Raw genomic sequence first — 18,302 nt, forward strand, 5'->3', positions numbered from 1 at the left:
CGCCAACATCACCTGTCGCGCCCTAAATGTGCAGCGCGTGTCCAAGCGCCTTCAGCGCCGCTTCCTGGAAGCTTTCGCCCTGTGTCGGATGGGCATGGATGGTGCCGGCGATGTCCTCCAGCCGCGCGCCCATTTCGAGCGCCAGGCCGAAGGCCGTCGACAGTTCCGACACGCTTTGGCCGACCGCCTGGATGCCCAGCACCAGATGATTGTCCGCTCGCGCCACGACGCGGACAAAGCCATCCTCGCCAAGCCTGGTCATCGCCCGTCCATTGGCGGCGAAGGGAAACATCCCGATCTTGATTTCGCCGCCGAGCGCCTTGGCCTCTTCCGGCGACAGGCCGACGGTGACCAGCTCCGGATCGGTGAAGCAGACGGCGGGGATAGCCCGCTTGTCCCAGCTGCGCTTATGGCCGGCGACGATTTCGGCCACCATCTCGCCTTGCGCCATCGCCCGGTGCGCCAGCATCGGCTCGCCGGTGACGTCGCCAATGGCGAAGATGCCGCGCATGGAGGTGCGGCACTGCTCGTCGATGCGGATGAATCGTCCCGCCATGTCGAGGTCGATCTGGTCGAGCCCCCAGCCTTCCGTCACCGGCTTGCGGCCGACCGTGACCAGGATCTTGTCGGCGGCGATCCTCGCATCCTTGCCGTCCGAGGTCTCGACCAGCAGCGCATCGCCCTTCGCCGACAGGCCCTTGGCCTTTGCGCCGGGCATCACCTCGACGCCGAGTGCCGCGAGCCGCTTGATCACCGGCCGCGTCAGTTCGGCGTCATACTGCGCCAGCACGCGCGGCAAGGCCTCGACCACGGTCACCCCCGCGCCCATCTTGGCGAAGGCCATGCCGAGCTCCAGGCCGATATAGCCGCCGCCGACCACTGCGAGCTTTTTCGGCACCTCATTGAGCGCCAGCGCCTCGGTGGACGAAATCACCGGACCGCCGAACGGCAAGCCCGGCAGCTCGACCGGCGCCGAGCCGGTGGCGATCACCACTGTTTCGGCGCGGATCACCTGGCTTCCCGTCTCGGTCTCGACCGCGACCGTCTTGCCGTCTCGGAACGTCCCCCAGCCGTGCACGGTCTTCACCCCGGCCTTCTTGAGCAGTCCGGCTACGCCGCTGTTCAGCCGGCTAACGATACCGTCCTTCCAGGCGACCGTCTTGCGCAGATCCAGCGCCGGAGCGGCCACCGAAATGCCGAGCGGACTCTTGCCGCCCGCCATCTGCGCGACCTTCTCGAATTCCTCCGCCGCATGAATCAGCGCCTTGGACGGGATGCAGCCGACATTGAGGCAGGTGCCGCCCGGCTTGCCGGTCTCGACGATGACGGTGTCGACGCCGAGCTGCCCGGCCCGGATGGCGCAGATATAACCGCCCGGCCCGGCGCCGATGACGAGCAGCTTGCAGGAGATTTCTTTCATGTTGCGACCCTTCGATCCGAGGGAATATTCCGTCGTGATCCTTCACGCCCCCCTCTGTCCTGCCGGACATCTCCCCCACGAGGGGGGAGATTGGCAGCTTCGTCGCTTCGCTCATTCCTGCAACGATGGAGATTGGCGAAACCCGAGGTGACGTCCAATCTCCCCCCTTGTGGGGGAGATGCCTGGCAAGGCAGAGGGGGGCGCTGGCCCGCCGTCATTTCCGTCATTCAGCGCCCCCTCTAATCCACAAAAATCAGCGCCGGCGTCTCCAGCAGCGCCTTGATGCGCTGGATGAACACCGCCGCGTCCCAGCCGTCGATCACCCGGTGGTCGAAGCTCGACGACAGGTTCATCATCTTGCGCGGGATGAACTGGGTGCCGTCCCACATCGGCCGCACCATCATCTTGTTGACGCCGATGATCGCCACCTCAGGGTGGTTGATCACAGGCGTCGTTGCCACGCCGCCCATGGCGCCGAGCGAGGTGATGGTGATCGTCGAGCCGGAGAGCTCGTCGCGCGTCGCGGTTCCCGACTTGGCCGCCTCGGCCAGCCTAAGGACCTCGGCGCCGCACTCCCAGATATCCATCGCTTCGGCGTGCTTGACGACGGGCACCACCAGTCCCGACGGCGTCTGCGCGGCGATGCCGATATGGATGCCGCCATGCTGGTGGATGATGCCGGCCTCGTCGTCGAACAGCGAATTCAGATGCGGCTGGTCCGCGATCGCCCTGACCATCGCCCGCATCAGGAACGGCAGCAGCGTGAGCTTGGGCCTTTGCGCCCCCTTGGCCGCCCGCTTTTCCTTGTTGAGCGCGGCGCGCAATTCCTCGAGCGCGGTGACGTCGATCTCCTCGACATAGGTGATGTGCGGGATGCGCGACTTCGCCAGCGTCATCTTCTCGGCGATCTTGCGCCGCAAGCCGATCAGCTTGATATGCTCGACGGCGTCGTTGCGAGCGAGACCGGAGGCCTTGGCAAGCTGCGGGCCACGCGCGAGGAAGGCTTCGATGTCCTCATGCCCGATGCGGCCCGCCGGGCCGGTTCCCGACACCTGGCGCAGATCGATGCCTGCCTCTTTTGCGCGCAGCCTGACCGCGGGCGATGCCAGCGGCTTTTCGCCCTCGGGGCGAGGCGCCCCCTTCGCGCGACCGTCATCCTCGGGCTTGTCCCGAGGATCTACCGTGCTGGGAGTATGAGACGCGTTTGGTCTCGAAGTGTCGGCAGATCCTCGGGACAAGCCCGAGGATGACGACGATGCGAGCTTTGAGGGCGCGAGATTTGGGGATGCCGGCACGAGGCTCGGGGATGCGTGATCCGAGGATGGCGTCGACCCAGCGTTCGACGCCGCCGCCTCACCCGCCGCATTGCCCTCGCCGGCCACCTTCAGCCGCACGATGGGCGAGCCGATCGCCACAGTGTCGCCGATCTCGGCGCCCAGCCACAGGATCTCGCCATCGACGGGGGAAGGGATCTCGACCGTTGCCTTGTCGGTCATCACGGCGGCCAGCATCATGTCCTCGCGCACGATGTCGCCGACCTTGACATGCCATTCGACAAGTTCCGCCTCGGCGACACCCTCGCCGACATCGGGCAGCTTGATGATGTGTTCGCCCATCTCAGGCTCCCCCTTCTAGGCTTCCAATGTTTCCACAAGCGCCCGGCCGACTCTGGCCGGACCCGGAAAATAGTCCCATTCCTGCGCATGCGGATACGGCGTGTCCCAGCCGGCGACGCGCGCCACCGGCGCCTCCAGATGGTAGAAGCAGTTTTCCTGCACCAGCGCGACCAGCTCCGCGCCGAAGCCGGAGGTCAGCGTCGCCTCGTGCACTACGACGCAGCGCCCGGTCTTCTTCACCGACGCCACGATGGTGTCGAGGTCGAGCGGCAACAGCGTCCTGAGATCGATGATCTCGGCATCGATGCCGGTCTCCTCGGCCGCCGCCTGCGCGACATAGACCATGGTGCCGTACGCCAGCACCGTGACGGCGGAGCCGGCCCGGCGGATCGCCGCCTTGCCGAGCGGCACGGTGTAGTGGCCGTCGGCGACCTCGCCCAACTCGTGCTTCGACCACGGCGTCACCGGCCGGTCATGATGGCCGTCGAAGGGACCGTTATAGAGCCGCTTCGGCTCGAGGAAGATGACCGGGTCGGGATCCTCGATCGCCGCGATCAGCAGCCCCTTGGCGTCATGCGGGTTCGAGGGCACGACAGTCTTCAGCCCCGACACATGGGTGAACAGCGCTTCCGGGCTCTGGCTGTGCGTCTGGCCGCCGAAAATGCCGCCGCCGGTCGGCATGCGCACCACGATCGGGCAGGTGAAATCGCCGTTGGAGCGGTAGCGCAGCCTTGCGGCTTCTTGGGTCAGCTGGTCGTAGGCCGGATACATGTAGTCGGCAAACTGGATCTCCACGCACGGCTTCAGTCCATAGGCGGCCATGCCGATGGCCGAGCCGACAATGCCGGATTCGTTGATCGGCGCGTCGAAGCAGCGGCTCTTGCCGTATTTCGCCTGCAGGCCTTGCGTGCAGCGGAACACGCCGCCGAAAAAGCCGACATCCTCGCCGAACACGACGACTTTGGCGTCGCGCCCCATCGACACGTCCATGGCGTCGCGAATGGCCTCGATCATGGTCCGCCTCGGCATGGCTCAGACCCCCGCCTGCTGGCGCTGGCGCCTCAGATGCGGCGGCATCTCGGCATAGAGGCCCTCGAACATGTCGCGCGTCGACGGCTTGCCGCCGGCATGCAGCGTGCCGTGGCTTTCGGCCTCCTTCTGCGCCGCGATCACCGTGTCGAGGATTTCGGCTTCGGTCTGCTTGTGCCGATCCTCCGACCAGACGCCGAGCCGGATGAGATGGTTCTTCAGCCGCACCACCGGGTCGCCGAGCGGCCAGGCGTCGGACTCGGTCTTCGGCCGGTAGGCCGAGGGATCGTCGGAGCTTGAATGCGCGCCGGCGCGGTAGGTGACATATTCGACCAGCGTCGGCCCGAGATTCTGCCGCGCCCGCTCCGCCGCCCATTTCGCCACGGCGTGGACGGCCAGATAGTCATTGCCGTCGACGCGCAGCGCCGGAATGCCGAAGCCGAGGCCTCGAGCCGCGAAAGTGCCTGAACCGCCGCGCGCTATGCCTTGAAACGTCGAGATCGCCCACTGGTTGTTGACGACGTTGAGCACCACTGGCGCCTTGTAGGTGGAGGCGAACACCAGCGCCGAATGGAAGTCGGATTCGGCGGTCGAGCCGTCGCCGATCCAGGCGGCGGCGATCCTTGAGTCGTTCGAGATCGCCGAGGCCATCGCCCAGCCGACCGCCTGGATGTACTGCGTCGCCAGGTTGCCCGAGATCGAGAAGAAACCGTGTTCCTTCGACGAATACATGATCGGCAGCTGCCGGCCTTTCAGCGGGTCGGCCTCGTTGGAATAGATCTGGTTCATCATCGTGACCATCGGGTAGCCGTCGGCGATGAGCAGCCCGGCCTGCCGATAGGTCGGGAAGTTCATGTCGCCCGGGGCGAGCGCCTTGCGGAAGGCGCAGCTCACCGCCTCTTCGCCCAGATGCTGCATGTAGAAAGAGGTCTTGCCTTGCCGCTGCGCCATTTGCATCCGCGCGTCGAAGGTCCTCAGCGTCATCATGTGGCGCAGGCCTTCGAGCAGTTCCTCGTCCGAGAGCAGCCCCGCCCACGGCCCGACGGCTTCGCCATTGCGGTTCAGCACGCGGATGATTGAGAAAGCCATGTCGCGGATGATGCGCGGATCGACATCGATTTCGGGGCGCGGCACCGAGCCGGCAGCGGCGATGGTCACGTTGGAGAAATCAGGCGTGCCGCCCGGCCGCACCTCGGGCTCCGGAACATGGAAGCGCAACATCCCAGCATCGGCCATGACCTTCGTCCTCCAATGGCGCCCGGCACCGATATTTGCATATCCGCGCCGCCAGACCAGTGCGAATTCGCCGGCCCTTTCGCTCGACGGGCCAGCCGCGCCGGCCGATCCAGCCTCCTGCACACCAAGATGAAGATATGTCCGCGTAATTTCTTGTCGATGTTGGGCGGCGGCGCGCAATTTGGGGCAAGGTTGTTCCGGGTTTGTCGGAAGATAAAAGAATTGTTGGTCGGCGCTTCGGTGAAGCGCCGATCTCCCCCCTTGTGGGGGAGATCACGCGCTCCACCGTTCACTCCGTCCTCGTGCCATGCTAACCACCCCTCATGGCTCAGAAGAAAGCATACGAGGTGGATTCCTGGCTGGCGAAGCCAGATCCGCGCATCTTGATCGTCCTGCTTTACGGTCCGGATCGCGGGCTCGTCACCGAACGTGCGAAAGCCTTCGCTGAAAAGACCGGCCTGCCGCTCGACGACCCCTTCTCGGTGGTCCGGCTCGACGGCTCCGAAGTCGAGCGCGACGAGGGCCGCCTGCTCGACGAGGCGCGCACCGTGCCGATGTTTTCCGACCGGCGCCTGCTGTGGGTGCGCAATGCCGGCGGCCAGAAGGCGCTGGCCGACGATGTCAAGGCGCTGACGGCGGAGCCCGTGCGGGACGCGATCATCCTCATCGAGGCCGGCGATCTGAAGAAGGGCGTCGGGCTGCGCGCCGTCGTCGAGGCAGCCGACAACGCCATGGCGCTGCCCTGCTACGCCGACGAGGCCAGGGACATCGATGCCGTCATCGATGACGAGCTGCGCAAGATAGGCGCGACGATGACGCTGGAGGCAAGACATGCCCTGCGCCGCAATCTCGGCGGCGACCGGCTGGCCTCGCGCGGCGAGATCGACAAGCTGCTGCTTTATGTCCATGGCCAGAAGGAAATCGGCCTCGAAGACGTCAGGGCGATGTCCGGCGACGTGTCCGGCGCGTCCTTCGATGATGCCGTCGACGCGCTTCTCGAAGGCAAGGTCGGCGAGTTCGACACCGCGTTCACCCGCCATTGCCAGGCAGGCGGCCAACCCTTCCTGGTGCTGTCCTCGGCGATGCGACAGTTTCATGCGATGCAGTCCATGCGCGGCCAGATGGAGGCCGGCGGCCGCAATGCCGCGTCGGTGGTGGCGGCGGCGCGCCCGCCGGTTTTCTTCTCGCGCCGCAAGCTGGTGGAGAAGGCACTGGAACGCTGGAGCGTAGAGGCGCTCGGCCGCGCGCTGACCCGGCTGCAGACAGCCGTGCTCCAGACGCGGCGAAGGCCGGACCTGGCGGCGGCGCTGGCCAGGCAGGCGCTGCTCGGCATTGCGGTGGAAAGCGCGAGATTGGCGCAGCGTTAGGCCCTTTGGCGCCGGGCGCTGCCTCCGTTGGTCAATTCATTGTCATGGCGCCCACCGGCTCAAAGGTCGGCAGCGCCTGGGGAAAGGCCAGCACCGCCGCGCCATAGAGCAGCAGAGCGATACCCGATAGCTTCGCGATCCCATTTCCAGACGGCAGCGTCTTTTCCGCGAATATCAGCAAGGTGACCACGGCCATTGCGGCAACGTTCATGATCCCGAGAGGAAAGAGGGCGAGAAACAAAAGCCAGCAGCAGCCCAGGCAGAAAAGTCCATGCTCCAGACCCATGCGAACCGCGCCCCAGTAACCATCGCGCCATGAGGTCAGGATGAACCCGATCGGCGTGCGGCATTTGGCCAGACACAGATCCTTCAGTGGGGAAAGTTGATAGGCGCCCCCAAGCATCAGCAGCGCGCCGCCGATACGCGCGGCCGTCACTGTGGACAATCCCACATGCCCGGCAAGCATTTCCGCACCCGCCGCGCCGGCAAAGGCCATAACGCCCATCACGCCCCAGACCAGCATGTACCCGGCCACGAACACCCAGCTCGAGACAAAGGTCTCGCCCCGGCCCTGTTTGCCGGCCTGGACCCGGTGAAATGTCAGGATCATGGGTGCGGCCGTTGGAAACATCATGGCAATCATCATGATCATCCAGACGGCAAGAAACAGCGGCGCCTTCATGCCCATGGTGAGTGAGGACATTTCCATGGGCATGTCCGCGCCCATGCCCGTCTGCTGCCAGATAAGCAAGGTCCACGCCGCCGCCGCGATGGCGATCAGCAGCACGAGAATGACGTATCGCTGCAACGTCTGCACCATGGACGAAGTATGTTCCGTACTATGCGGCCAGCGCTACTGCTGCCCGGACCAATTGATCGGGGCGTAATGTCCGTTCCGGCGGGAATTGTCCCAGCTCATGCCATGGTCGCTGAATGTGCTGCCTTCCGCCCCCATCGCCAAGGCGAGCCAGTCGGGGTTGACGGGATGGCCGGTGGCCGCCCACATCTGCCCGTCCTCGCGCATCGTCGGCAGCGGCTCGACCGCCATCCGCATAACGCCGGCAATCTCCGCCGACCGCTTGTTGCCGTCCATCCGGTAGCTTATCGGCACCTTCTTGGCGCCGAGGTTCGTGCCGATCATGGGTGCCAGCACCGCCATGGGGCCACCCGCGGCCCCAGTGAAGATGGCGCCCAGCGCCTCTGTCTGCCTGTCATCGGCCCGTTCGTCGATATAGGCGGCGGCCGTCCAATTGCCGTCTGCCATCGGACCCGGCGTGTGGGCAACCATCGCGACGCTGAGCCCGTCCAGCCGAACATCGCCGTAGGTGCCCGTATCGATATGAAAGACCAGGCCGACGTCGCAAACGCCTTTCGTCGGCCTTGATGTCAGCTGCGCGTTGGTGGACAGCAGGCAAGGACACACGACATCGCAGCTACAGTTTTCGAAGTAACTTCCGGACAATTGCCAACGGACTGCCATTTGCACCTCCCCACTTGCGTCAGGCGCGTCGGCATATTGGTTGGCGAGGCGGTGCCATTTCACGACTATTGCACGAATGGCAGATAGCCCTCGCCGCGACTGACCGGCACGCCAGGGCAATTAATTTAAGCCTTGTCTAATAGAGGTTACGCCGTTGCCGGGCACTGTCAAGCCGCGAGCGCCAGGGCTGGCGACAGGTGCTGATGGGCCGCTTTTTTGCCAATCGTCGGCGCCTCAAACGAAAGGGCTGACCGACGGCCAGCCCTCGTTGCGCTGAATCAAGCTCCCGCTTTTCCTAACTTCGCCGGCTAACTACCGCTCTTGTTTCAATCTCCGGCACAGCTCGTCAAGCTGCTCCAGTGTCCGGTACGCCACGCGAATCTCGCCGCCTCTGTTCGTGTGATCGATGGTCACGATCATGCCCAGTGTGCCGGTCATCAGCTTTTCCAGCGCCAGCGTATCGGCGTCTTTTTCCGGCGCGCTTTTCGCCTGCTTCGGCTTGGCCGGCGTCGGACCGGCCGGCATCTGCGCCAGCGCTTCGGCCTGGCGCACCGAGAGCCCTTCCTCGACGATGCGCTTGGCGAGCCCTGCCGGGTCCTCCGCCGTCACCAGGGTGCGGGCATGGCCTGCCGACAAGGCCCCGTCGACCAGCATGTCGCGGATCACGTCGGGCAGCTTCAACAGCCGCAGCGTGTTGGCGACATGGCTGCGGCTTTTGCCGATGACCTGGCCGAGATCGGCCTGGGTGTAGCCGTGATCGTCGATGAGCTGCTGGTAACCGAGCGCTTCCTCGACCGGGTTGAGGTCGGCGCGCTGGACGTTCTCGATGATGGCCAGTTCCAGCGCCGTGCGGTCGTTGACCTCGCGCACGATGACCGGAATCTCGGTCAATCCGGCGCGTTGCGCGGCACGCCAGCGTCGCTCGCCGGCGATGATCTCGTAGCGCCCGGCCTGGGCCGGCGAAGGCCGCGCCACCACCGGCTGCACCACGCCGTGCTCGCGGATCGATTGCGCCAGGTCGGTCAGCTCGGCGTCGCCGAAATGCCGGCGCGGGTTTTTCGGATTGGGCGTCAGGAACTCGATCGGCACCTTGCCGTCGGCACTCATGCCAGGCTTCTCCGGCGCGCTCGGACGGTCGATCTCGCCGATCAGCGCCGCCAGCCCGCGGCCCAGTCTTTTTCTCGAAAGGTCTTCGCTCATGTCGGTTCCAGATTGTTTCGGTATCGAATCGGCTTTTGCTCCATGCGCGGCCGCTTGTTAAGCGGCGCGCAATTTACGCTCGCGACGGATCACTTCCGACGCAAGCTGCAGATAGGCCTGGCTGCCGGAGCATTTGAGATCGTAGAGGATCGCCGGCTTGCCGTAGGACGGCGCCTCAGACACCCGCACATTGCGCGGAATGACGGTCTCGTAGACCTTGTCGCCCATATGCTCCCGCACGTCCTGCACCACCTGGTTGGCGAGGTTGTTGCGGCCGTCATACATGGTCAGCACGATGCCCTGGATAGTGAGGTCCGGGTTGATCGAGCGGCGCACCTGCTCGACGGTCTCGAGCAACTGGCTGAGGCCTTCCAGCGCGAAGAACTCGCATTGGAGCGGCACCAGCACCGAATCGGCCGCGGCCATTGAATTCAACGTCAAAAGATTGAGCGACGGCGGGCAGTCGATCAGCACATAGCCGAAACCGGCCGAACGCGCCGACGCTGCGCGCAAGGCGTTACGCAGCCGCAGCACCCGGTCCGGCGCCGAGGCGATCTCCATCTCGATGCCGAGCAGATCGAGCGTCGACGGCACGATCGACAGGCCGGGCACCGCCGTCGGGATCGCCGCCTCCTCAAGCTCCAGCTCGCCGGTCAGCACGTCATAGGACGACACCGTACGGTCCTTGCGGTCAATGCCGAAGCCGGTGCTGGCATTGCCTTGCGGATCGAGGTCGACGATCAGCACCTTCTCGCCGATCGCCGCCAGCGCGGTGGCCAGATTGATGGCCGTGGTGGTCTTGCCGACACCACCCTTCTGGTTGGCTACGGTGATGATTCGAGGGCCGTTCTTCATCATGGGTCTATGCCAGGAATTCATTTTGGGTCGCCAACACGGATTCGGACAGGTCTTTGTTCAGACAGGTCGCACATTGGACAGTTCAAGGATGACGCCGCCAGGGTCGGTCATGCTTGGATGTTCTACCAGATCGAAGCTCCAGCGGTTAACGCTTTCTTGCACTTCGGCGCGGTAATCCCGGCCTTTGTGAAATAGCCCGCGCGCGCCTAATGTCAGCCACGGCCCCGCCAGCTCGAGCAAGGTCGAAAGCGGCGCCAGCGCCCGCGCCGTGACGATTTGCGGTGCCTCGACAAGCGCATGGCTTTCGTCGATGCGACGCGCCACGACACGCGCCGGCAGCCCGAACTGGCCGACGACGGCTTGCAGGAATCCCGCTTTCTTGCGATTGCTTTCGACCAGGTCGATGCTGGCGCCGTCACGCTCGGCAAGCAGGAACGCCAGCACCAGTCCCGGGAACCCGCCGCCCGAACCGATATCGACCCATCGCCGCGCTTTGTCCTCGATTCGCCAGAGCTGCGCGCTGTCCAGTATGTGCCGTTGCCAGACATCGGCCGCCGTCGACTGCGCGACGAGATTGATGCTGCGGTTCCATTTCTGGAACATCTCCTCGAATGCCACGAGGCGGTCGAATGTTTCACGTGAAACGGGACCGGCAGCGTCCTGCAGGCTCTTCCAAGTGGCAGCGCTCACGCGACATCCCTTTGGCCGGCCGCGCTTTCGGAATGCCTGATATGAGCGACGATGATCGCCAGCGCCGCCGGCGTCATGCCTTCCATGCGCTGCGCGTCGGCAACCGAACGCGGCCGCCTTGCACGCATCTTCTGCTTCAGCTCGTTCGACAGTCCCGGAACCTCGGCGAAGTCGAGCGTCTCGGGGATGAGCCGGCTTTCCTCGTGCCGGATTTGGGCGACGTCGCTCTTCTGGCGATCGAGATAAACGGAATATTTCGCTTCCGTTTCAAGACGTTCCGCGGTCCTGGCATCGATCGCACCGAAATTGGCATCGATTCGCGCCAGCCAGGCCACGTCGACGCCGGGATAGGCGAGCAGTTCATAGGCGGATCTGCGCACGCCGTCGCGATTGACCTCCAGCCCGTGGCGCGCCGCCTCGTTGGGGGTCAGCTTGACGCCGAGCGCCAGCCGGCGCGCTTCAGCTAGGCGCTGCTCCACCTCGCCAAATCGCAACAAGCGCTGCGCGGACGCGATTCCCAGCTTTGTCGCCAACGGCGTCAGCCGTTCGTCGGCATTGTCGGCGCGCAGCGAAAGCCGAAACTCGGCGCGCGAGGTGAACATGCGGTAGGGCTCGCTGATGCCGCGGCTGGTCAGATCGTCGACCATCACGCCGATATAGGCTTCCGTGCGGCTGAGCACGACCTGCTCGGCGCCTGACGCCCGCCTTGCCGCATTGAGCCCAGCGAGCAGGCCTTGCGCGGCCGCCTCCTCATAGCCGGTCGTGCCGTTGATCTGCCCGGCCAGGAACAGGCCGGCCACGCGCTTGGTCTCCAGTGTCGGATTGAGCTCGCGCGGATCGACATGGTCATATTCGATGGCATAGCCGGGCTGCAGCATCACCGCGCGTTCAAGCCCCGGGATGGTCTTCAAGATTTTGAACTGGACCTCCTCGGGCAGCGAGGTCGAGATGCCGTTCGGGTAGACCGTGTCGTCGTCCAGGCCTTCCGGCTCGAGAAAAATCTGGTGGCCTTCACGGTCACCGAACTTGACGATCTTGTCTTCGATCGACGGACAGTATCGCGGCCCGACGCCTTCGATAGAGCCCGAATACATGGCTGAGCGCCCGAGATTGGCGCGGATCAGCTCATGTGTGGCCGCGGTCGTGCGCGTGATGCCGCATTCGATCTGCGGCGTCTCGATGCGATTGGTCATCAGCGAGAACGGCACCGGATCGTCATCCGCCGCCTGGCTTTCCAGCGACGCCCAGTCGATGGTGCGCCCGTCGAGGCGCGGCGGCGTGCCGGTCTTCAGGCGGCCGAGCTTGAAGCCCGCGCGGCTCATCGTCACCGAAAGTCCAAGGCTCGCCTGTTCGTGCATGCGACCGGCGACGATCTTCTTTTCGCCGATATGGATCAGCCCGCGCAGGAAGGTTCCGGTGGTCAGGACCACCGCGCCGCAGGCAAGGCGCCGGCCGTCGGCCAGGATAACGGCGCGCAGGCACTCCGAATCGTCGATGTCGAAGTCGAGCACCTCGCCCTCAATCACATCGAGATCGTCCTGCTGCCGGATCGCTTCCTGCATGGCGAGCCGGTAAAGCTTTCGGTCGGCCTGGGTGCGCGGGCCGCGCACGGCTGGCCCCTTGCGCCGGTTGAGCAGGCGAAACTGGATGCCGGCGGCGTCCGCCACCCGGCCCATCAGTCCATCCATGGCGTCGATCTCGCGCACCAGATGGCCCTTGCCGAGCCCGCCAATGGCCGGATTGCAGGACATCACGCCGATCGTGTCGAAACGCAGCGTCACCAGCGCCGTCCTGGCGCCGGAACGCGCAGCCGCGCTGGCTGCCTCGCTGCCCGCATGGCCGCCACCCACCACAACCACATCATAGTGATCGGTCATTTCAAAAACGTCCTGGATTCGAAGTTGGTGGACAGATGTCCCCGCAGGATGACGGTGTCAAGAAACTTCGCGGGAGTTTCACGTGAAACAGGACGGCGAACCTTCAAAGGTCGGCGGCCTTCGTGGTGTGTTTCACGTGAGTCATGTGCGTCGACAGACGCCGCCCTCATCGCCCTGCCGGGCAGTTCTCGCGTCCAGAGACGGGAGGAGGTGCTTCCGCAACGCCGGTGACTCATTGCGACGTTACATTGGCGAACGCGGCGACACAGTGCCCCTTTCCTCGCCACTTTGCGGAGAGAGGACGACGGCAGGCAGGTGAGGGCAGCGCCGACGCTGGCGATTGGCCGGCGCGCAGCGGTTTCACGTGAAACAAAGCTAGATCGAAGCGCCCTCTGTTTCACGTGAGTCATCAGCCGGGCCCGTGATAAATACTTTGCCAAAGTAAGTGCCGCGCCTCATCCGCCTACCGCACCTTCTCCGTTAGTGACGGGGCGAAGGGAAGCCGCGGCCCCCTCCGCACCTCGACAATGTTCCACGTGAATCATTTCCCGATGCAGAACTGCGAAAAAATCACATCCAGCATGTCCTCGACATCCACCGCGCCGACAATACGGCCGAGCCGGTCGGCGGCCAGCCGAAGATCCTCGGCTCGCAGTTCCTGCCCCGCGTCCGGGCTCTCGGCCGCGCGCAGCAGGAAGCGGTTCGCCTCGCCAAGCAACTCGACGTGTCGGAGCCGGGAGGGCAGGATGTCACCCGCGTCGCCGACCTGTTGGGCCGCCAGCCTGCCGATGTCGGCTAGCAGCGCCGCTACGCCAGTCCCGTCCTTTGTCGAAATGACGCGATCGTAGCCGCCGGCGGCCGCTTGCCCCCGCACCAGATCGAGCTTGGTGCCCACGCGCAATGTCGCGATTCCCTCGCGTGGCAGAGCAACGGGATGCGGGTCGGCAATGTCCTCGAGCACGAGCAAGAGGTCGGCGCCATGCGCCTTGGCTCGCGCTTTCTCGATGCCGATCGCTTCCACCTTTCCGGCGGCATCGCGTAGGCCGGCGGTGTCGGTCAGCCTGACTCGCAGGCCATCGAGGTCAAGCACGATTTCGAGCAGGTCCCGCGTCGTGCCCGGCTCATCCGTTACAATAGCTGCATCGCGCCGCGCCAAAGCGTTGAACAGGCTCGACTTGCCGGCGTTCGGGGCGCCGAGGATGACGACCTCGAACCCCTCGCGGATGATTTCGCCGGCACGAAACCCCGCAATGTGGCGGTCGACCTCCCCGATCAATGTCCGGACATCGGACCAGACCGTATCTGAAACGGAACCGGGAATGTCGTCCTCGTCGGCGAAATCGATCTCGGCCTCGATCATGGCGCGTGCATGGATGAGCCGCCGACGCCAGCTCAGGTAAAGCTCGGCTTGGACGCCTTCAGCATTCTGCACCGCGAAGCGTCGCTGTGCTTCGGTCTCGGCGTTGACCAGATCGGCCAGCGCTTCCGTCCTCACCAGATCGACCTTGCCATTGAGGAAGGCCCGGCGAGTAAACTCGCCCGCTTCGGCGTGCCTGACGCCTTCGAAGCCCGCGATCGTCTCTAACAGCCTCGCCACCACGGCGCGGCCGCCATGCACCTGGAATTCCGCCACGTCCTCGCCGGTGAAGCTGCCGGGGCCTGGGAAAAAGATCACCAAGCCGCTGTCAAGCACGCTGCCATCGGGCGCCCGCAGCTTGCGCAGTCTTGCCACACGGTTATTAACCATGCCCCCGGCAATCGTTTCGATAACGAATCGAGTCTTCGGCCCCGAAATACGGATGACGGCGACGCCGGCGGGCACGCGCCCGCTGGAAAGCGCGACGATTGTGTCGGCCGAAATCATTTGCCCGCCTTGTTGGACCGCCCTAGCTTCATTGTCCAACCCTGTTTCGCCGGATCGCCTCATCGTGACATTGCCTGCTCAAAATCTGCTTGCCGACGAAGCCAGCCCCTATTTGCAGCAGCACAGCGGCAATCCGGTGCATTGGCGGGCCTGGTCGCCGGCATCGCTTGACGAGGCGAGGGCGCTGGATCGGCCGATCCTGCTGTCGGTCGGCTATGCTGCCTGCCACTGGTGCCACGTCATGGCCCATGAAAGCTTCGAGAATGACGACGTCGCCGCCGTCATGAACCGTCTGTTCGTCAATATCAAGGTCGACCGCGAGGAGCGTCCCGACATCGACCAGATCTACATGGCGGCGCTGTCCTCCATGGGCGAGCAGGGTGGCTGGCCGCTGACCATGTTCCTGACGCCGGACGGCAAGCCGTTCTGGGGCGGCACCTATTTCCCTCGCGAACCGCGCTATGGCCGCCCGGGCTTCATCCAGGTGATGGAAGCGATCGACAAGGCCTGGCGGGAGAAAAGGGCAAGCCTGAACCAGAGCGCCGACGGGCTGACTGCCCATGTCGAGACCAGGCTCGCCGGCGCGCATGCCGGCACCGCGCTCGACCGCGACACGCTGGCCGCTCTCGCCAAAGGCATAGACGGCATGATCGACAAGGATTTCGGCGGCTTGCGCGGCGCGCCGAAATTCCCCAACGCGCCGTTCATGCAGACGCTGTGGCTGTCCTGGCTGCGCGACGGCAATGCCGGCCATCGCGACGCTGTCCTGTTGAGCCTCGAACGGATGCTGGCCGGTGGCATCTACGATCATGTCGGCGGCGGGCTCAGCCGCTATTCGACAGACGCGCAATGGCTGGTGCCGCATTTCGAAAAGATGCTCTACGACAACGCCCAGCTCATCCGTTTTTGCAACTGGGCCTACGCCGCGAGCGGAAAGGATTTGTTCCGGGTCCGAATCGAGGAGACCATCGACTGGCTGCTGCGAGAGATGCGCGTCGATGGCGGTGCCTTCGCCGCCAGCCTCGACGCCGACAGCGAGGGCGAGGAGGGCCTTTTCTACACATGGAGCCGGGAGGAGATCGAGGCTGCGCTAGGCGACGAATCTCCGTTATTTTTCAATCACTTCACGCTCTCCAGCCCACCCGGTTGGGAAGGCAAGCCCGTCATCCACCAGACGCAGGCCCAGCAGACGCAAGGCATCGCCGAGCAGCCGCTTCTGGCCACTCTCAAGGCAAGGCTGCTGGCGGTCCGGGAACGGCGCGTCAGGCCCGGCCGCGACGGCAAGGTCCTCGCAGACTGGAACGGCCAGATGATCGCGGCGCTTGCCGAAGCGGGGCGCTCTCTGGCGCGGCGAGACTGGATCGATGCGGCCAAGTCCGCATTCGCCCATATCGCCGGGTCCGCCGAAGGAGGACGGCTGCCCCATTCCATGCTCGGCGCCAAGAAACTGTTCCCGGCCCTGTCGAGCGACTATGCGGCGATGGCCAATGCGGCGATCGCCCTGTTCGAAGCCACCGGCGACTGGAACTACGCCGATCGGGCCCGGCAATTCGTCGAGCAGCTCGACCGCTGGCATGCCGATGCCGACGGCACCGGATACTATCTCACCGCCTCCGACAGCACCGACGTGCCGATCCGCATCAGGGGCGATGTCGACGAGGCCATTGCGTCCGCCACCGGCCAGGTCATCGAGGCGTTGGTCCGGCTCGCCGCGCTGACCGGCGATCTCGAGCTGCAGGAGAAAGCGACGAAAGTCGCCGAACACGCCGCCGGCCGCGCAGCGCACCAGGTCTATGGCCAGGCGGGCATCGTCAACGCTTCGGCGCTCGCCATCGAGCCGTTGAAGCTGGTGCTTGTGGAGGATCTGACGAATCCAGAGCTCGTTCCCGTAGCGAATCGCAATCCCGATCCGCGTCGGGTGGATGTTGTGCTGGCGGTCGGTACGCAGGCGAATCGAGCTTCCTTGCCGGGCGGAGTATCGCCGCCGACCGACAAGCCCGGTGCGTGGCTCTGTACGGGGCAGGTGTGTCTGCCCGCCGTGGCCGATCCAGGAGCTCTCGATAAACTGTTGCGTCGATCAGACTAAGCACCGGCGGGACAGCGCCCCTCTGCGCTGCCGGGCATCTCCCCCACAAGAGGGGAGATCGGATATCGCGGCGATTCCGCCGATTTTCGACGTCTAAGAAGTCTAAGAAAAGGTGCCAGGGTGAAACTGCTAGTCTCCCCCCTCGAGGGGGAGATGTCCGGCAGGACAGAGGGGGGCGCGAAGGAACTCGACGCCCATCCCAAAACCTTACGTATTCATCGAATCGAAGAAGTCGGCGTTGGTCTTGGTCTGCTTGAGCTTGTCGATGAGGAACTCGATCGCGTCCGTGGTTCCCATGGGCGCCAGGATGCGGCGCAGCACGAAGATCTTCTGCAGGTCGGCGCGCGGCACCAGCAGGTCTTCCTTGCGGGTACCCGACTTCAGAATGTCCATGGCCGGGTAGATGCGCTTGTCGGCGACCTTGCGGTCGAGCTGGATTTCGCAGTTGCCGGTGCCTTTGAATTCTTCGAAGATGACTTCGTCCATGCGGCTGCCGGTATCGATCAGCGCGGTGGCGATGATGGTCAGCGAACCGCCTTCCTCGATGTTGCGGGCAGCGCCGAAGAAGCGCTTCGGCCTTTGCAGTGCGTTGGCGTCGACGCCGCCGGTCAGCACCTTGCCCGAGGACGGCACCACGGTGTTGTAGGCGCGGCCGAGGCGGGTGATCGAATCGAGCAGGATGACCACGTCACGGCCATGTTCGACCAGGCGCTTGGCCTTCTCGATGACCATCTCGGCGACCTGTACGTGGCGCACGGCCGGCTCGTCGAAGGTCGAGGAGATCACCTCGCCCTTCACCGAGCGCTGCATGTCGGTCACTTCCTCCGGCCGCTCGTCGATCAGAAGCACGATCAGATAGCATTCGGGATGGTTGGCGGTGATCGAGTGGGCGATGTTCTGCATGAGAACCGTCTTGCCGGTACGCGGCTGCGCGTTGATCAACGCGCGTTGTCCCTTGCCGATCGGCGCGACCAGGTCTATCACGCGCGGCGAGATGTCCTTGGAGGTCGGGTTGTCGATCTCCATCTTCAGCCGCTTGGTCGGATAGAGCGGCGTCAGATTGTCGAAGTGGATCTTGTGACGGATCTTCTCGGGGTCGTCGAAATTGATGGTGTTGACCTTGAGCAGCGCGAAATAGCGCTCGCCCTCTTTCGGGCTGCGGATCGGCCCTTCGACCGTATCGCCGGTCTTCAGTGAAAAGCGCCGGATCTGCGATGGCGAGATATAGATGTCGTCGGGACCCGGCAGATAATTGGCGTTGGCCGAGCGCAGGAAACCGAAACCGTCCTGCAAGACTTCGACCACGCCGTCGCCGATGATCTCGATGTCCTGCGCAGCCAGCTTCTTGAGGATTGCGAACATCAGCTCCTGCTTGCGCATGACGCTGGCGTTCTCCACCTCGAGTGATTCGGCATAGGCGATCAGCTCTGGCGGTTTCTTGTTCTTGAACTCGGTGAGTTTCATTTCTTGCATTAGGATAGACTCTGGGTAGGCTTTTGGGAGGAAATCGGCGGGATGCGATAAATGCCGGGCGCGGCCAAAAGCAATGAAGGGCGGCGCATGACGGGAAGGAAGACCC

Annotated in this window: 14 protein-coding genes; 2 read left to right on the forward strand and 12 right to left on the reverse strand. The window is 64.6% G+C overall.

Translation table 11 applies throughout. From position 1 onward, the window contains the following. Nucleotides 1-22: 22 nt before the first annotated feature. From lpdA to LB551_RS08030, 4 genes are all read right to left on the reverse strand, one after another. Complete coding sequence (gene lpdA / locus LB551_RS08015) at nt 23-1,420, reverse strand: dihydrolipoyl dehydrogenase (RefSeq protein WP_224658792.1); 1,398 nt, start codon at nt 1,418-1,420, stop codon at nt 23-25. A 239-nt stretch (nt 1,421-1,659) separates the two neighbouring features. Beyond that, nucleotides 1,660-3,036 carry a dihydrolipoamide acetyltransferase family protein gene (locus LB551_RS08020; protein ID WP_224658794.1) on the reverse strand — a complete coding sequence of 459 codons (1,377 nt, stop codon included), beginning with the start codon at nt 3,034-3,036 and terminating at the stop codon, nt 1,660-1,662. 15 nt (nt 3,037-3,051) lie between these two features. Further along, nucleotides 3,052-4,065, reverse strand: a complete 1,014-nt coding sequence (locus LB551_RS08025; RefSeq protein WP_224625383.1) for an alpha-ketoacid dehydrogenase subunit beta — start codon at nt 4,063-4,065, stop codon at nt 3,052-3,054. Between the two features lie 3 nt (nt 4,066-4,068). Beyond that, nucleotides 4,069-5,301 (reverse strand): 3-methyl-2-oxobutanoate dehydrogenase (2-methylpropanoyl-transferring) subunit alpha, encoded by a 1,233-nt coding sequence (locus LB551_RS08030; protein ID WP_224658796.1) that lies wholly within the window; start codon nt 5,299-5,301, stop codon nt 4,069-4,071. Nucleotides 5,302-5,624: 323 nt separating this feature from the next. Here LB551_RS08030 and holA point away from each other — a divergent pair, with 323 nt between their 5' ends. After that, complete coding sequence (holA, locus tag LB551_RS08035; protein ID WP_224658799.1) at nt 5,625-6,668, forward strand: DNA polymerase III subunit delta; 1,044 nt, start codon at nt 5,625-5,627, stop codon at nt 6,666-6,668. A gap of 31 nt (nt 6,669-6,699) precedes the next feature. Here holA and LB551_RS08040 read toward each other — a convergent pair whose 3' ends face one another. The 7 genes from LB551_RS08040 to mnmE all read right to left on the reverse strand — a co-directional run bounded on the left by LB551_RS08040 (nt 6,700) and on the right by mnmE (nt 14,637). Further along, nucleotides 6,700-7,488 (reverse strand): DUF2182 domain-containing protein, encoded by a 789-nt coding sequence (locus LB551_RS08040; RefSeq protein WP_224658800.1) that lies wholly within the window; start codon nt 7,486-7,488, stop codon nt 6,700-6,702. Between the two features lie 33 nt (nt 7,489-7,521). Further along, nucleotides 7,522-8,148 (reverse strand): DUF1326 domain-containing protein, encoded by a 627-nt coding sequence (locus tag LB551_RS08045; RefSeq protein ID WP_224658801.1) that lies wholly within the window; start codon nt 8,146-8,148, stop codon nt 7,522-7,524. Nucleotides 8,149-8,460: 312 nt separating this feature from the next. Next, the gene (locus tag LB551_RS08050; protein ID WP_224658802.1) at nt 8,461-9,348 is read right to left on the reverse strand and encodes a ParB/RepB/Spo0J family partition protein; all 888 of its coding nucleotides are present in this window, start codon (nt 9,346-9,348) and stop codon (nt 8,461-8,463) included. A 57-nt stretch (nt 9,349-9,405) separates the two neighbouring features. Next, nucleotides 9,406-10,206, reverse strand: coding sequence for a ParA family protein (locus LB551_RS08055; protein ID WP_224658804.1), 801 nt, complete (start codon nt 10,204-10,206; stop codon nt 9,406-9,408). A gap of 57 nt (nt 10,207-10,263) precedes the next feature. Next, nucleotides 10,264-10,896: a 16S rRNA (guanine(527)-N(7))-methyltransferase RsmG gene (rsmG, locus tag LB551_RS08060; RefSeq protein ID WP_140550544.1), complete on the reverse strand. Its 633-nt coding sequence runs from the start codon at nt 10,894-10,896 to the stop codon at nt 10,264-10,266. Next, complete coding sequence (gene mnmG / locus LB551_RS08065) at nt 10,893-12,773, reverse strand: tRNA uridine-5-carboxymethylaminomethyl(34) synthesis enzyme MnmG (RefSeq protein WP_140550543.1); 1,881 nt, start codon at nt 12,771-12,773, stop codon at nt 10,893-10,895. Before mnmG ends, rsmG begins: the two co-directional genes overlap by 4 nt. Before the next feature lie 541 nt (nt 12,774-13,314). Then, the gene (gene mnmE / locus LB551_RS08070; protein ID WP_224658806.1) at nt 13,315-14,637 is read right to left on the reverse strand and encodes a tRNA uridine-5-carboxymethylaminomethyl(34) synthesis GTPase MnmE; all 1,323 of its coding nucleotides are present in this window, start codon (nt 14,635-14,637) and stop codon (nt 13,315-13,317) included. A 64-nt stretch (nt 14,638-14,701) separates the two neighbouring features. Between mnmE and LB551_RS08075 the strand changes: the two genes are divergently transcribed. Beyond that, nucleotides 14,702-16,723, forward strand: a complete 2,022-nt coding sequence (locus LB551_RS08075) for a thioredoxin domain-containing protein (RefSeq protein WP_224658807.1) — start codon at nt 14,702-14,704, stop codon at nt 16,721-16,723. Between the two features lie 207 nt (nt 16,724-16,930). On the opposite strand, the gene rho is transcribed toward LB551_RS08075, so the two are convergent. Further along, nucleotides 16,931-18,196: a transcription termination factor Rho gene (gene rho, locus LB551_RS08080; protein ID WP_140491913.1), complete on the reverse strand. Its 1,266-nt coding sequence runs from the start codon at nt 18,194-18,196 to the stop codon at nt 16,931-16,933. Nucleotides 18,197-18,302 lie beyond the last annotated feature (106 nt).

This window comes from Mesorhizobium sp. BR1-1-2 (genome assembly GCF_020165435.1).
Classification (GTDB): Bacteria; Pseudomonadota; Alphaproteobacteria; order Rhizobiales; family Rhizobiaceae; genus Mesorhizobium.